This is a genomic window from Nostoc sp. S13, assembly GCF_029379315.1.
Lineage (GTDB): Bacteria > Cyanobacteriota > Cyanobacteriia > Cyanobacteriales > Nostocaceae > Nostoc.
Window position 1 is genome coordinate 26,019 of the sequence record NZ_JAQYWQ010000015.1, and the last position, 14,981, is coordinate 40,999.

At 43.7% G+C, this 14,981-nt stretch carries 14 protein-coding genes; 6 read left to right on the plus strand and 8 right to left on the minus strand.

Going from position 1 to position 14,981, the window contains the following annotated elements; all coding sequences use genetic code 11:
* Nucleotides 1-490: 490 nt before the first annotated feature.
* Complete coding sequence (locus tag PUQ00_RS07650) at nt 491-745, minus strand: hypothetical protein (RefSeq protein WP_300414782.1); 255 nt, start codon at nt 743-745, stop codon at nt 491-493.
* A gap of 521 nt (nt 746-1,266) precedes the next feature.
* On the opposite strand from PUQ00_RS07650, the gene PUQ00_RS07655 reads away from it, so the two are divergent.
* A complete protein-coding gene (locus PUQ00_RS07655) occupies nt 1,267-3,426 on the plus strand; it encodes a Tex family protein (protein WP_300414784.1) in 2,160 nt (719 codons plus the stop codon).
* 506 nt (nt 3,427-3,932) lie between these two features.
* On the opposite strand, the gene PUQ00_RS07660 is transcribed toward PUQ00_RS07655, so the two are convergent.
* Together PUQ00_RS07660 and rppA are read right to left on the minus strand one after the other, a co-directional pair.
* A complete protein-coding gene (locus PUQ00_RS07660; RefSeq protein WP_300414786.1) occupies nt 3,933-5,216 on the minus strand; it encodes a HAMP domain-containing sensor histidine kinase in 1,284 nt (427 codons plus the stop codon).
* A 185-nt stretch (nt 5,217-5,401) separates the two neighbouring features.
* Entirely contained in the window at nt 5,402-6,082 is a 681-nt protein-coding gene (gene rppA, locus PUQ00_RS07665) for a two-component system response regulator RppA (protein WP_300414788.1), read from the minus strand.
* 144 nt (nt 6,083-6,226) lie between these two features.
* On the opposite strand from rppA, the gene PUQ00_RS07670 reads away from it, so the two are divergent.
* Entirely contained in the window at nt 6,227-6,613 is a 387-nt protein-coding gene (locus tag PUQ00_RS07670; protein WP_300414791.1) for a hypothetical protein, read from the plus strand.
* A gap of 68 nt (nt 6,614-6,681) precedes the next feature.
* On the opposite strand, the gene PUQ00_RS07675 is transcribed toward PUQ00_RS07670, so the two are convergent.
* A complete protein-coding gene (locus tag PUQ00_RS07675; RefSeq protein WP_300414794.1) occupies nt 6,682-6,915 on the minus strand; it encodes a hypothetical protein in 234 nt (77 codons plus the stop codon).
* A gap of 160 nt (nt 6,916-7,075) precedes the next feature.
* On the opposite strand from PUQ00_RS07675, the gene PUQ00_RS07680 reads away from it, so the two are divergent.
* Both PUQ00_RS07680 and PUQ00_RS07685 read left to right on the plus strand, forming a co-directional pair.
* Entirely contained in the window at nt 7,076-7,300 is a 225-nt protein-coding gene (locus PUQ00_RS07680) for a hypothetical protein (RefSeq protein ID WP_300414797.1), read from the plus strand.
* A gap of 174 nt (nt 7,301-7,474) precedes the next feature.
* Nucleotides 7,475-9,568: a glycoside hydrolase family 32 protein gene (locus tag PUQ00_RS07685; RefSeq protein WP_300414800.1), complete on the plus strand. Its 2,094-nt coding sequence runs from the start codon at nt 7,475-7,477 to the stop codon at nt 9,566-9,568.
* 498 nt (nt 9,569-10,066) lie between these two features.
* Here PUQ00_RS07685 and PUQ00_RS07690 read toward each other — a convergent pair whose 3' ends face one another.
* From PUQ00_RS07690 to PUQ00_RS07705, 4 genes are all read right to left on the minus strand, one after another.
* Nucleotides 10,067-10,555 carry an SRPBCC domain-containing protein gene (locus PUQ00_RS07690; protein ID WP_300414802.1) on the minus strand — a complete coding sequence of 163 codons (489 nt, stop codon included), beginning with the start codon at nt 10,553-10,555 and terminating at the stop codon, nt 10,067-10,069.
* Complete coding sequence (locus PUQ00_RS07695) at nt 10,539-10,718, minus strand: hypothetical protein (protein ID WP_300414805.1); 180 nt, start codon at nt 10,716-10,718, stop codon at nt 10,539-10,541. Before PUQ00_RS07695 ends, PUQ00_RS07690 begins: the two co-directional genes overlap by 17 nt.
* A gap of 88 nt (nt 10,719-10,806) precedes the next feature.
* Complete coding sequence (locus PUQ00_RS07700) at nt 10,807-10,935, minus strand: hypothetical protein (protein ID WP_300414808.1); 129 nt, start codon at nt 10,933-10,935, stop codon at nt 10,807-10,809.
* A 78-nt stretch (nt 10,936-11,013) separates the two neighbouring features.
* Complete coding sequence (locus PUQ00_RS07705) at nt 11,014-11,265, minus strand: universal stress protein (RefSeq protein WP_300414811.1); 252 nt, start codon at nt 11,263-11,265, stop codon at nt 11,014-11,016.
* A 290-nt stretch (nt 11,266-11,555) separates the two neighbouring features.
* Between PUQ00_RS07705 and PUQ00_RS07710 the strand changes: the two genes are divergently transcribed.
* The gene (locus PUQ00_RS07710) at nt 11,556-12,098 is read left to right on the plus strand and encodes a hypothetical protein (RefSeq protein WP_300414813.1); all 543 of its coding nucleotides are present in this window, start codon (nt 11,556-11,558) and stop codon (nt 12,096-12,098) included.
* 128 nt (nt 12,099-12,226) lie between these two features.
* A complete protein-coding gene (locus tag PUQ00_RS07715) occupies nt 12,227-14,977 on the plus strand; it encodes an HAD-IC family P-type ATPase (RefSeq protein ID WP_300414816.1) in 2,751 nt (916 codons plus the stop codon).
* Nucleotides 14,978-14,981: the final 4 nt, after the last annotated feature.

Consider the following 14,981-nt stretch of genomic DNA (forward strand, 5'->3'; position numbering starts at 1 on the left):
TAAGCACTGGGAAATTGTAGTATAAAAATACATTATTTACAGCACAAGTTATAAATGCAACCGATAGTCTGAATCGTTTTTTGTTTATCCAAGAAAATTTTCAAATTTACATATTTCAGACAAAACTTGGTTGATAGTTAATTCTGACACTAAGTAAGTCAAAATATTTTATCTCTGAATTCTGTCATCAAAGTTTATTTGATACTAAAGATTGATTGTAAGTATACTTTTAAAAGTTAGCGTAGGTTTAGAGATACAAAAGCTCAACAATACCTAACCATAGCGTTCATGGGGTGAAGGAGAAGATCAAGCTTGCCATTATAAGAAAATATTTCATTTCAAAAGCGAGTATCAAGTGGTCAAAATCATACTCATAGACAAGAATTTCCCATAAAAAACTACCAACTTCCGTGTTTAAAGACATTACTGGGTTAGCTGTCTGATAATTTCCAGCAGTTTCAAGTTGAGAAAAAATTCGTGATACTCGGTATTATTTAATTTCTCTAAGTTGTTTTCTTCTAGCTTCAGTTTGTTTTAACTCATTTTCCTGCAAAAGCCTGTTGGTAATGATCAAGACAATGATTAACAATCCAAACTGAATCTGCCAGGGTGCTAATACTAAAGTTAAAATCAAGCTAATAGCTGCAAATACACCTGCAAGATATGCTATTTCATCAGTACTTTTTTTAAATAAGTAGCCAGTGGCTAAAGCAGTACATAGTGGTATCAAGAAAAACAAAGGCATTTTACTCACCTCTGAACTAAAGGTTGTAGTGTTTATGAAACAAACTTTTTGGAATTGGGGTTAATTTTACATCCAATCAGGTTTTAGCCACAACAGTCGATCGAAATAAATATTATAGAAACTCAAGATTATGCAATGTTGTATATTACACCAATTTGAATAATTATTGCGACAGGTGAAGCTACCCAAAAGCTTGGCGAATAACTCCTTATTCTGTGGTTGTCGGTGGGTTGTGTTTATTTCGCCAATTGCACTCTTACAGCAGATTTCAAGGAAGGTGAAGTAGACAACGATTCGTTTCAAAGCCAGGTATAAAGCGTGTTTTAATTCTGTTAGCACGGGGCGTAGCCTATTCACCAATTCTGACACCTCGGCGGAGTAATCGCAAGTTCCGCTCCTGAATTCTGCTGTCTGAGCAATCATCTGGTAAATTAGCTTAAAACTTTGGCCTTGCGCCAGGATAAGGATCTAGCATATTACCTTTAGAAGTAGCTTTTTCATTTTTTCATTTTAGACACCTAATGCTGAACATTCCCCAACTACTGGCAACTGAAATAAACCTCAAACCCCATCAGGTGCAAAACGCGCTGGAACTTTTGGCGGAGGGTGCAACAATTCCCTTTATTGCACGTTACCGCAAAGAGCGCACGGATGAGATGAATGAAGTGCAACTACGTGAACTGGCTGATCGATATACTTATTTAACAGAACTGGAAGAACGAAAATCGGTGATTTTAAGTGCGATCGCTCAACAAGGTAAACTTACAGATGAACTCAAAGCCAAAATCTCATCCTGCTTACAAAAAACCGAACTTGAGGATTTATACTTACCTTATCGACCAAAGCGTCGCACCCGCGCCACCATCGCCAGAGAAAAAGGACTCGAACCACTGGCGGAGTTCATCAAGTCGCTAAATGTCAAAAATGCTGCAACGGCTTCCCTGGAGGAAGAAGCGGCTAAGTATATTTCCCAAACCAAGGGAGTAAAAACAGCAGAAGAAGCGCTCAAAGGTGCTGCTGATATTTTGGCGGAAGAAGTAGCTGAAAAAGCTGAGTTACGGGCTTATATCCGTGACTACCTTTTAGAAGAAGGGGTATTTGTCTCCCGCATCAAAGATGATTATCCCGAAGGTACAACCAAATTTGAGATGTACCGTAACTATCAAATTAGGGTAAAAAATATTGCGCCCCACAATATGTTGGCGTTGTGTCGGGGTGAAACTGAGAAAGTATTAAGCTTTGAAATTGCTTTTGATGAGGATACGGTACTTTACTATCTTGAGTCGCAAGAAATTAAAACCAAAGTTCGGACAATTCGGGATTTTTATCAGTCAATGCTGAAAGATGCATTCAACCGTTTGATGAAAGTCTCTCTTATGGGAGAAGTAATTTCTGAGAAGAAAGTTTATGCAGACATGGAATCAATTAAGACATTTGAAACTAATCTGCGGGAGTTACTACTGTCTGCACCAGCAGGAATGAAACCAACGCTGGCCATAGACCCTGGATTTAGAACTGGGTGTAAGGTTGCAGTCCTCGACCAAACTGGGAAATTTTTGGAATACCAAGCAGTATTTCCCCATCAAGCGGCTGAACAACGACTCAAAGCAGCACAAACTGTCAAAAATCTGATTGAAAAGTACAAAATTGAGTTAATCGCCATCGGTAACGGTACAGCGTCCCGCGAGACAGAGGAATTTGTCACACAAGTATTGCAAAGTATAGAACGCAAACCAGTTAAGGTAATGGTGAATGAGTCTGGCGCATCTATATATTCTGCGAGTACTGTGGCGCTGGAAGAATTTCCCGATTTAGATATTACCGTGCGCGGCGCTATTAGCATCGGTCGCCGTTTACAAGATCCCTTAGCAGAATTGGTGAAAATTGATCCCAAATCCATTGGTGTAGGACAATATCAGCACGATGTCGATCAGAAGTTGTTGAAAAAGAAATTGGATGACACTATAGAAAGCTGCGTTAATTACGTCGGCGTAGACTTAAACACCGCCTCCAAAGAACTTTTGACTTCCGTCTCTGGAATTACGGCAACAGTTGCCAATAATATTGTTGTCTATCGCAACCAGTATGGAGCCTTTAAAAATCGCCGACAACTTTTAAAAGTTCCCAAATTGGGGCCAAAGGCTTTTGAACAAGCAGCAGGTTTTCTGCGGATTCGCGGCGGTGACAACCCATTAGATAATACAGCAGTGCATCCAGAGAGTTATTCTGTAGTAGAAGCGATCGCATCTGATCTAAATGTGCCATTAAATCAGGTGACACAAATTGCCGAAAAACTCAAAAAGACCAACCTGAAGAAATACGTTACCGATAGCGTTGGCGAACCCACACTACGCGACATCCTCAGCGAACTGGAAAAACCAGGTAGAGATCCTCGTGCTGAATTTAAGTATGCCACCTTCAAAGAAGGAATTAAGGAAATCAGGGATTTAAAGGTGGGAATGGAACTAGAGGGAATCGTGACGAACGTCGCCAACTTCGGCGCCTTCGTTGATATTGGCGTACATCAAGATGGTTTAGTGCATATATCCCAACTTGCTGATAGATTTGTAGACGATCCCAACAAAGTTGTCAAAGTTGCACAAGTAGTTAAAGTGCAGGTGTTAGAAATCAATGAGAAACTCAAGCGGATTAGTTTGTCGATGAAAGCAGTTAAACAGTAAATCTCAGTATAAATACGAAGAATGCATCTAAACAAGCAGACCTAGAGATGTTAAATCTGTCTACTGCCACTGGAGAAATAGACCTGAAGTATTTGGATTAATCAGGTTTCTGTATGTGGAGCGAGCCAAGTTATACATATTACCAACCAGGTGAGCAAAAACGCTTAAAGTAAACGAAGTACGTGAGTGTAGATTAAACTTCGTCATTTATCTCGTATCTCGTTCCCAGTCTCCGACTGGGAATGCCTGATTAGAGGCTCTGCCTCCAGTCAGAATGTTAGACATCTCCGAAAAAGAATGTAGAGACGCGAAATTTCGTGTCTCTACAAGGGTTCTAGATAACGCATATTTAATTTCACCAGATGTCTATTGAATCAGATACTCAATGAATGCGTTAAGAGTCTGGGACTGGGAACGAGAAAAGCCTGATCAAGCTAGGTTTTTAGGACTTGTGTGTACACCGTAGGCTTGCTCTTAGGGGGTTGGGGGTGGGGTTCAGTACCTACTCAACCGAGAACCGCTATAAGTGGTAACTTTATCTGGAACGTCGAGCCTTTACCCTCATTGCTCATCACATGAATGTGACCGCCGTGAGCCTGGACAATTTGTTGAACGATCGCTAATCCTAACCCAAATCCGCCGCTTTCTCTGGCACGTTCTGTGTCAACCCGGTAAAAGCGATCAAAAATGTAAGGTAAATCTGCCTCTGGAATTCCAATTCCAGTATCGATGACCTGAATTACTGCCCGATCTGGGTGAGGTTCTAAGCGTAACCAAACAGTTCCACCAGATGGAGTGTAATTGCAGGCGTTGTTGAGTAAGTTTTCAACAGCTAGCCGCAGCAAATCGGGGTCAGCCCACAACTCAATAGGTTGTTCTGGTAAATGGTTGATCAACTTGATCGACGCTTTTGCAGCTTGAGTATTGTAATAAATAGCTAAATTCTCTAGCAAGCTATTAAGATTAACCTTTTTGAGAGATTCGGGAGTTAATTGTCCCTGATGTCGAGCCAACAGCAGTAGGTTATTGACCAAGGTACTCATCGACTTGGCGCTATCGATGATGTTCTCCACTGAGGGATGGATTTGGGGATAGTCTGCTGCCATTAGTAACCCAACTTGGGCATTGGTCAAAATTGCAGAAAGGGGCGATCGCAACTCATGGGAAGCATCTGATGTAAAGCGTTGCAGTTGATTATAGGCTTGCTGAACTGGTTGCATGGCTATGCCACCGAGTACCCAACCTGTAAGCCCAATTAATCCCAGCGCTACAGGTACAGCCAGCGTCAACATTAACTGAAATTGTCTGAGATCGTTTTGAGTCTCTGTAAGTGGGATAGCTACTTGAAGATAGCCGATCACCGAATTTCCTCCTTGAACAGGTAGCGTGACTTGACGCAGCCAAAGCGCCTCGTTTGTAAGAGGGTCAACGGACTTAATCGTGAGAAACTCAGATGCTATTTCTAACTGTTCTGGAGGTGGAGTCCCAAAAAACCGCTTAAGTTTACCTTCAGGGTCATACCAGCGAACATAAACCAGTTCAATATCAGCGGGGTGAGAACCACTACCCAATAAGGGTATATTGCTCAGATCGACTTGTTTTTGTTTTTGATACAGCCGATACTGCGAACTGGCTGCCATTAGCTCTGCTCTTTTATAAAGCAGCTGATCTAATGCTTTGAGCTTGTCTTTTACCTCAAGATTATAAATGACTCCAGCAAAGAGAATCAGAATGCACCCCATTGAAAGGGTAAACCAACGAGCTAAGTTACGACGACTGCGGTTAAACACAACTCATACTAATTCGTAATTACAAGACTTTTCAAGTAATTGAACTATACTAAGCTGTCGCGCATTTAATTTGCACAACTAGGGCGGGCAAGATGCCCACCCCACAAGAGATTCATTTTTTTGAGGATGCAAATTAAAAGATTTTTAGCTTACTGCCTACTCTTTGTCCCAGCCATGATCAAATTTCAAGATGGTTCTGGAGGGTTGAGGCGATAGCCCATGCCGTAAACAGTTTCAATCCAATCGGCTGCTGCTAATGTTTGCAAACGTTGGCGAAGTTTACGAACTAGAACGGTGATTGCATTGCTTTCTGGCTCACTACCCCACTCCCATACAGCTTGTTCAATCTGGTTACGAGTCAGGACTTGCTTAGGATGACGCATGAAGTACTCTAACAACTGAAACTCTTGGCTGGAAAGGGATACAATCGCCCCTTGTCGCTCCAAAATTAGTGTATCGAGATGAAGTTGCAGGTCTAGCAAGCGGAGGATGTCCCCTTGCCAGAGAGGCGATCGCCTCCTCAATGCCCGCACCCGCGCCATGAACTCTATAATATCAATTGGTTTGACTAGGTAGTCATCTGCTCCCGCATCTAATCCTATGACTTTATCAGGTGTAGTATCTTTTGCCGTAATCATTAATATAGGAGCTGTTTTTCCCGCCGCCCGATACTGTTGACACAAACTCACTCCACTAATCCGAGGTAACATCCAATCCAAAATCAGCAGATCATATTCTTTTTCAGCCAAAAGCCATTGAGCGGTTTCACCATCCTTGACACCATCGACGCTGTGTCCAGCCTGAGAAAGAACCGTTTGCAGCGGCATTAATTGCTTTGGATCATCCTCTACCAGTAAGATTTTCATCACCTTTATACACTTGTGCTTGTTTAAAATAATGTATGTATTGAAGCAATTTCAACGTCTTTCATTAGTCAGATTTCAGGGGATTGTCTACCCCTTTAGGATATACATGAAGTGTGACCTAGCAAAATCAGAAGCAGGTGTAGTGTGTGGCGTATTAGTAAACGTTGGATGCAAGGGCTGGGATTAGAGTTTTGGTTGCCTCTACCACTGATAGCGGTTGTGTTTTGGCTTGGCTGTAGTTTCCTAGCTGCTCAAGAGTTAAGCCGACCCTACTCCACGAAGAAAAAACTTCAGTCAGATACTCAACTTGAAGCACGGGTATCAGTCAATGTGTTGCTGATTAACGCCGCCGTCAACCGAACTAAGAGAATTACCCAGGTAGAAGTGGAAACAGCAGACCCAATCTTGAAGCGATTGGAATTAGAACTTCCAACGATAGAATTTAGCCAAATAGAAACAACAATTGCCCAAGAACTAGGTCTACCCCGTGAGGATGTTAGAAAGTTAGTGCGCTATGAAGTTGTTGACTAATATTGATGGTATCTTGCGCGGTCACACTATCCAGGGCGACATTAAGCAGCATCGAATCAGGCAAATGCCTACACGATTTTTATTGGGACTCCAAAAACTAAAACCCTACTAATTAATCCTAGATTTCTTTTAAATAAAGTTCTATCAATATCTAAAACATTGATGTATAACCCCAGTGCGATCGCGGTATTCATCAGTTCTTCAAGATAGGGAATGCTTTTGGCATTGATGCCAAACCAAACTGCAAACCAATGAGCTGCAAATCCCAACCTAAGTGACAGAATACCTAACTTAAGCAGCATTTTTGTCACCTCAGTAGAAACGTAACCGTTCAGCGGGTAGAAAGAATGTCAACACCTACTGCCCAATACCTCACCACTAAGTGAGATGGTAAAGCACGTTTTCGCTCTTCACCTGCTTTTGCTTTAGCAATCGCTTGTTCTAATCACATCAGATGGAATTGTGGTGGTTTCTAAGGCTTTAAGCACTGTACTTAATTCGATGACAAGGGATATCAGTGAGAATTCGCCACCGTTGCATTATTACCGAACGCACACTGAAGACAAAGCTAAGTTTACAGGCTTTTTGGTCTTAACCGAACCGTATTGGGCGACTATGTATCTCACTTTCTGCCCTGCTAGCAACTCTCAACAGGTGATGCTAGCAGTTGACTTGAAAAAACGCTAATAGTAATGTTCTTGCATGAATGGAGCGTCATGGAAAGCGGAAAAGTGTTATTTTTTGTTTACTCCATTAAATGCTTACCATGAAAATTTAATATATATGTAATGCATCCACTTACTTGCGTCAAAGTGGTGAAGTTTCAGCTGGAATTGCAGGGATATTCTTTGGAGAAGAGCGATGAAGGTGCGTACTGTTTCTGTACTCTATGCGACCGCGGCTTTGTTGATTTTTCCCGTTCCTGCTCGGTCTGCGATCGAAAAGGTTGTTGGAGGTGGTAGTGTTCATCAGGGTGAAACACGCCGTATTACTGTGGTCGGAGATGGGATCGATTTTGCGACTTCGGTCGCTTCCTCGGATGCACGGATTAGTGTCAGGCTTCTCAGTAAGAAAGGACTTGCACAGGGCAGAGCAAAAGGGCAGATTTTACTGGAAGTTGCTGTTCCCCTCGATGTCCCTAAAGATCAGAACTTTAACCTGACGGTTAAAATAGCCCCAAACCTTTATTACTCCAAGGGAGGTTCTGAAACGGTTCGGCTGAATGTGCAGGAATATCCTAACAGTTCATGGAGACCTTTCTTTCATTTTGCTCCTTCATGGGGATGGATGAATGATCCGAACGGTCTTGTCTACGTAAACGGGACATACCATCTCTATTATCAGGCAATTCCATTCTCCCGGGATCTTAATGGTCAACTAAACTGGGGACATGCAGTTAGCACCGATCTGGTTCACTGGTCTCAGCGCAGAGACGCGATGTTCAGTCCGTCAATGGATCTCCTTCCAAGTAGCGATGATCAGAATCAAGTCTGGTCTCCTTTCTCGGGGTCTGCGGTGACTGTTAGTGGTGAGGCAGCAAGACAGCTCCCCTGCGACTGCTCAAACCTTTGTGTTGCTTCTATATTCACCAAGAACACTGCTATTATCTCACTCCAGGATCAGTGGCTTGCGGCTAGCTGCAATGGAGGCGAGTCCTTTAAAGCACCGGAGAGTGTGTTGCCTAACTTGACACCTCCTAAGCCAGATTTTCGAGATCCGAAGGTATTCCCCTATAAGGGACGCTGGATTATGGTGTTAGCGGTTGGAGATAAAGCCGAGCTTTACGGGTCTGCGAATCTGAGACAATGGCACCTCCTTTCTTCTATCCCCCTCTACAGCAGCTTCACCACTTTAGGTCCTTTCGTCGAAACCCCAGATTTGTTTGAGTTACCGATCAGCAATTCGGGGACGAACCAGACCAAGTGGATACTGACCTACAGCGAAGGTTTCCTTCCGCCTGTGGTATGCCAGGGTCTTCGAGACAGTACTGAAATGCCGCTCACTGACCCCAAACTCAAAAAGGACTGTGAAAGATCCCGAAAATTTACGTCACGTAGCTTCTATATCGTCGGCGAATTTGATGGGAAGCAGTTCAAGCAGGAGTCACAGCCTCGACCTATAGATTTTGGCTCAGATTTTTATGCGCCTCAAACCTGGTCTGGCACTCCAGGACGACGCATCCTGGCTGGCTGGCAAAATAATTGGCATTACGCCCACCAAACTCCAACAACGCCGTGGCGAGGACAATTGAGCATTCCGCGAGACCTGGGGTTGATGAGAGATTCTGACACCTATTGGTTGACTCAAACTCCGGTTCAAGAACTAGCGCTTCTGAGAAATTCTGCACTTGGGCGTGTGACTCGGCTGCGGGATAAACCCTTGACTAACAGGACACCAGAGGAGTTGAAGAATTTTCGTTCCACTGCATTCGATGCTGACCTAGCAATTGATGTTGCTGGTTTGCCCAAAGTGAACTCTGAAATCAAGATTCATCTTCGAGCGGGTAATACAGGGCAAGGAATGGTGTTGGCATGGCGACGTACTGGTTCCGACAAAGGAGAGTTATCACTAACGCGCTCTGCTTCTGAAGCGGGTGGATCGACTTCAGAATTAAAACAACAAGAGTCTGGGTTTATCGGTAAATGGTTGTCTGTCTCTCTTCCTTTTGCAGCATCCACAATTCAGAGACTCGTATCAAACTTCAGGAATGCCCAACCCAATGAAAGCTCGCAGATCACTCAGGTGCCTGTTGTGACACGTGGCACGAATAATAGCCTCTTAAAACTTCGGATTCTCGTGGATCGAAGTTCGGTAGAAGTGTTTGCGGGCGATGGACGAGTAGTGTTAAGTAGTTTATTCTTTCCTAATTCAGCCAATAAAGAGTTCAAGCTGTATGCAACAGGGGGAAATGCAAAGATAGTGAGCTTGGTTATATACCCGTTCAGTAATGACTGATGATTTCAGATAACGACTGCAAACTAATCAACCATCAGTGCGTAGACGCATTCGCGGAGCGTCTCGTAGAGAAGCGGCTTGTCGCCAGACATCGCTTTATTGATGTTCTAGGCAACTATGTATCTCACTCCCTGCCCTGCTGTCAACTCTCAACAGGTGATGCTAGCAGTTGACTTGAAAAAGCGATTTAGCGCGATGGTCGCTTTGCATTCCCCGAAGGGGTTCTCGAAGAGTACCGCCGCAAGCATCGCAAATATAATCTTCATTTGCCTTCCTATATATGCTTCATTGTTGTCAAAAACTTCCAAGACTTTGCCCTGCGTACCCTAATTCACCAGTTCTAAATTTTTTATCTCCAGATTGCCAAGTTAAGGCTTGAGAGCAACTTAGAAGTTACCTTGCTTATTTTTGTTTCTTACTTGCGCCCAATTTTATAAGCAAATCCCTGATTAATTATTAGTACGCCCCATCAAATCTTTCATAATTTGGGGATTCAGGCTAGACTTGTGCATTTAATGAAGTAGTCGTAGTTTGATTAATGCGTTCTGCCTTGGTTTTCAATGTTTGGTTCATCGCTTCAAACCCTTGGCGAACATCAATATTTAATCGACGAGCCAGCAGAGGTACTAGTAAGCCCTGGAAAGATGCTTGCTGAATGAAGCGGACGCGTAGGCGTAGCCCGTCGTAGATATCGCTTGCTAATGGTTCAATGATAAAGCTATGTTCACCGTCAAATAGTCCTGGGCTCAAAAAATGCCCTAACCAGCGCAATTTGCGATTAGGTTCTACCGTAATCACAGTCGGTCGAAAGGTCATAATATCTGTACCTGGAGGCTGAAAGTGAACGGTTAGCTGTGCCCCTTCACTCAGCGAGCCACTAATTTGACGAATAAACAGATTCCAATGTGGAAAACTGGCAAAATCAGTGAGTAAGTTCCAGACCTGCTTATCGGATGCTTGAATTTCGATTTCAGTGTAGATTTTCATGGGTATGAGTTGATAGGAAAACCAGAATTAAAACGGTTATTCCTGCTAAAAATAACCCAATATATTGTTGTCCTAGTACTCGACCAACCCAAAAATTACGGGTGAAGGTAGGTAGATAAAGCAGGGGAAGCAGGGGGAGAAAAGAACTTGATTTTCCTACCATAAAATAAACCCCGCAAAATTTCTTTGGTGAACTACGAGGAAACTAGATTGTTTCTTGTAAAGCATAATCAATACTATTCGTGGAAAACTCACGTTTGAACAGCAAAATTCTGGCGGTTGGTAGACAGTTGTGAAGGAACACAGATATTAGTCCCAGGATCTCCTGTTTGATAAGGGATTTCCAAGAAATAAATTATCCCATCTTGTGGGGTGGGCATCTTGCCCGCCCATGATTACGGGCGGGCAAGATGCCCACCCCACAATAAATAGTTGTATATTTTTTTATTTGGAAGTCCCTAACTGGATTCTGCCATAATGCCTTGTGTTTTCGCTTTCTGATAGTACAACCGGAGTAAACTTTGTGCCTGTCGTGTTTCTATTCCCAGGTCTACTAAGTTCACAGTCAGTTGACTAGAAGCTGCTAGCTCAATGCTGTGACTAATCATTAACTGAGCAGCATCTCTTTGGGCTAACTTTAGCGCTTTTGCAAACACTGTTGCAGTAGCAGGTGAATCATCGACTGCCACCAAAATATTCTTAAAGCTCATATCCAGCTCCAATAATCAATTACTTCATTCACTTGTGTTGTCTTTTAGCTTGAGAGACAAATGTGATTTAAAAGTGAAATTAAGTACGATAAACGATTTATTCACTTTTCGTTCACATTCATCAGCAATCCTGGAAAAGAAGCAGAGAAACGAAACTAACCAACTGAGGTTTAAAACGAATAGCCGAACTAATACGGTTCATGCTCACACTAGAAAACTATAGTTTTTTCCTATTTGGAGATTAATAAAGCTTCGTTTTAAACTTACTGATTTTTATAGGAGATGTTGTGATGAATTTCAGTCAAGTTAAAAATTCAATCGGTATCATTTCTACCCGTCAGGCTGCAACACAGGTGCTTGATGAACTCAGAGCGATTGACTTTCCTATGCATAAAATTTCTGTGTTCACTTTAGACTCTGAAGATCAAAAGTTGCACGAGGATGCTAATGGGGGTAAACATACCATAACTCCGATCGCAGGTGCCAAAGCAGGCGCAATTACAGGAGGAACAGCCGGAGGCTTCCTGGCACTCACAGCCGGACTTGGTGTATTAGTTATTCCCGGTTTTGGGCCGGCATTAGCGGTTGAATCTGTGCTGGGTACACTGCTGGCGGGTGGAGCAAGTGCGATTTTTGGCAGTGTGTATGGCGCGTTTCAAGGTTGGTTTGCTCCCGAAAGGCAAGCTAGACTCTGTGAGCCAACCACCTGCCAAGAAGAATTTTTGGTGAAGGTAGAGGGAACAACAGATGAAATCTGGCAAGCAGAATCGATTCTCAGTTATTGGGGTGTGCGGGAATGGCATATTTATGAACTTAGCAAAAGATTCTCGTAATAACACCAATTTGAAAAAAGAAAAGTACAGATTCAAACAGAGAAATCCCTATTAAATCTGATGAGTCTTAATTACGAACTTGTACTGAGCGTAGCCGAAGTATTAGGAATTAGTTTTTGGAGACTGAGATGACAGCAAATACGATCGCTACAAATACTTTTGCCCAGACAACAAAAGATTTACTCAACTATGAATGGCATACTCTGGGTGAACAAAAGGTTGTGCAAACCTTAGCCAGCCATCCCGAAGCAGGTTTGACCAATGAAGAAGCTACCATGCGACACCAGCAGATGGGTGCAAATCAACTGACTAGTAAAAGTGGAAAAAGTCCTTGGCTACGATTTTTAGAGCAATTTAATCAACCACTACTATATATTTTGCTGACGGCGGGAGTGGTGACACTGCTGCTGCGAGATTGGATCGATGCGGGAGTAATTTTTGCTGTCACCCTGATTAATGTCATCATTGGCTACATTCAAGAATCTAAAGCAGAAGGTGCGATCGCTGCTCTATCCAAAGCCGTCAATACCGAAGCAACTGTGATTCGCGATGGTCAAAAAACCCGTTTGGCTTCGACTGAACTTGTTCCTGGTGATTTGGTACTGCTGGCATCTGGGGATAAAGTGCCTGCGGATCTGCGGCTATTAAGTGTGCGTGGCTTGCAAATTGACGAGTCTGCCTTAACAGGCGAATCCGTTCCGGTCGAGAAAGCAAGGGCATCGCTGGCTATCGAAACACCGTTAGCCGAACGAAGCAATATGGTGTATGCAGGAAGTTTCGTCAGCTTTGGACAGGCAGAAGGGATTGTAGTCGCGATCGCAGATGCCACCGAAATCGGTCGGATCTCGCAGTTAATTGAAAGCAGCACAAATCTGAAAACACCGCTAACACGAAATATTGACAAGTTTAGCAAAAGCTTGTTGTATGTGATTTTAGGTTTGGCTGCCCTGACATTTGCAGTCGGATTAGGACAGGGTGAATCTTGGATTGATGTTTTCAAAGCGAGTGTAGCTCTGATCGTCAGCGCGATTCCAGAAGGATTGCCTGCAATTGTTACCGTCACTTTGGCGATCGGAGTTTCCCGGATGGCACAACGTAAGGCAATTATTCGTAAGCTACCTGCTGTGGAAACCTTGGGAAGTACTACCGTTATCTGCTCTGACAAAACTGGGACTTTAACTGAGAATCAGATGACGGTTCAAAAGATTTATGCGGGTGAGCAAAACTACACCGTCAGTGGTATTGGTTATGCCCCAGATGGTGAAATCCTACTGAATCGACAGCCCGTTGATTTTAATGCAGATGCACATGTTGCTCTTTGGGAATCCCTGGAAGCAGGATTGCTCTGCAATGATTCTCACATCGAATGGGGAGATGGACAGTGGAACTTAGTCGGAACCCCAACCGAGGGAGCATTGATTACGGCTGGCAATAAAGCGGGATTGACACAAGAGAATCTAGAGCAAGAATTACCCAGAATAGACACCATTCCCTTTGAGTCTCAATTCCAATACATGGCGACTTTGCATGAATTGGATGCAAAGGCAGGGCTGAATGTGATTTATCTCAAAGGTTCTGTGGAGGCAATTCTCCAACGATGCGATCGCCTGCTCGATGCTCAAGGACAACTTGCTCGTCTCAATCCTGCCACAGTGGAACAGGAAGTTGCTGGCATGGCAAACCAGGGGTTACGAGTGCTAGCTTTCGCCACTAAAGAAGTTGCGACTAAGCGCTCCTTGGATCGCAATGATATCGATCAAGGACTAGTGTTTCTGGGACTTCAGGGCATAATCGATCCGCCCCGTGAGGAAGCGATCGCCGCAGTCAAAGCCTGTCAATCTGCCGGGATTCAGGTAAAAATGATCACTGGGGATCATGCGCTCACAGCAGCTGCGATCGCCCGCCAAATGGGAATTTGCTCCACTGAAGCACAGGTATTCACCGGACAGCAATTAGCTCAGATGGATGAAAAAGAATTCGCCCAAGCGGCTGAACAAGGTATGGTATTTGCACGAGTTGCCCCAGAACAAAAGTTGTATCTGGTGAAAGCGTTGCAGTTTCAGGGTGAAATTGTTGCTATGACTGGAGATGGTGTAAATGATGCTCCAGCTCTCAAACAGGCAGACATTGGTGTAGCGATGGGCATAGCCGGGGCAGAGGTTGCCAAAGAATCCGCAGATATGCTTCTCACTGACGATAATTTCGCCTCAATAGAAGCCGCTGTGGAGGAAGGACGAGGTGTTTACCGCAACTTGCGAAAAGCGATCGCCTTCTTGCTGCCGATCAACGTAGGCGAATCTATGACGATTTTGATTGCCATTTTCCTGGCAACCGTGCTTCCCATCTTACCAATCCAAATTCTCTGGCTCAACATGGTCAGTTCTATAGCCTTGATTGCTCCCCTCGCCTTTGAGCCAAAATCTGGACAGGTGATGCAACAACCACCACGCAACCCCAGAGAAAGACTTTTATCGGGTGGGTTACTCCAGCGTATCATCGCGATTTCCCTCTTCAATTGGCTGGTAATTTTTGGGATGTTTCAATCGGTACTTCAAACTACAGGCAATGAACCATTGGCGCGAACGATGGCAATTAATGGGCTGGTGGCGGCAGAAGTCTTTTACCTGTTAAGCATTAGCCAGTTTTTACCATCTCTAGTCGTGAGAATCCAAGGTAAACGCACACCTGTAGCCTATGCACCTGCGATCGGAATTGTAGTTGTGGTGATTTTACAATGTCTGTTCAGTCAGTGGAGCATGATGAATCAAGTGTTTGACACCACACCTTTGACATTTACCCAAGCTCTCATTTCTATAGGTGTAGGTTTGCCAGTGGTGTTCATAGCTCTCATCTTGCAGCGTTTTGATCCGCTCAACTAGGGAT

Excerpts from the sequence above, each read along its gene's own strand:
- PUQ00_RS07650 (WP_300414782.1), bottom strand. The coding sequence starts at position 745 with ATGCCTTTGTTTTTCTTGATACCACTATGTACTGCTTTAGCCACTGGC.
- PUQ00_RS07655 (WP_300414784.1), top strand. The coding sequence starts at position 1,267 with ATGCTGAACATTCCCCAACTACTGGCAACTGAAATAAACCTCAAACCC.
- rppA (WP_300414788.1), bottom strand. The coding sequence starts at position 6,082 with ATGAAAATCTTACTGGTAGAGGATGATCCAAAGCAATTAATGCCGCTG.
- PUQ00_RS07675 (WP_300414794.1), bottom strand. The coding sequence starts at position 6,915 with ATGCTGCTTAAGTTAGGTATTCTGTCACTTAGGTTGGGATTTGCAGCT.
- PUQ00_RS07685 (WP_300414800.1), top strand. The coding sequence starts at position 7,475 with ATGAAGGTGCGTACTGTTTCTGTACTCTATGCGACCGCGGCTTTGTTG.
- PUQ00_RS07690 (WP_300414802.1), bottom strand. The coding sequence starts at position 10,555 with ATGAAAATCTACACTGAAATCGAAATTCAAGCATCCGATAAGCAGGTC.
- PUQ00_RS07695 (WP_300414805.1), bottom strand. The coding sequence starts at position 10,718 with ATGGTAGGAAAATCAAGTTCTTTTCTCCCCCTGCTTCCCCTGCTTTAT.
- PUQ00_RS07700 (WP_300414808.1), bottom strand. The coding sequence starts at position 10,935 with ATGCCCACCCCACAAGATGGGATAATTTATTTCTTGGAAATCCCTTAT.
- PUQ00_RS07705 (WP_300414811.1), bottom strand. The coding sequence starts at position 11,265 with ATGAGCTTTAAGAATATTTTGGTGGCAGTCGATGATTCACCTGCTACT.
- PUQ00_RS07710 (WP_300414813.1), top strand. The coding sequence starts at position 11,556 with ATGAATTTCAGTCAAGTTAAAAATTCAATCGGTATCATTTCTACCCGT.
- PUQ00_RS07715 (WP_300414816.1), top strand. The coding sequence starts at position 12,227 with ATGACAGCAAATACGATCGCTACAAATACTTTTGCCCAGACAACAAAA.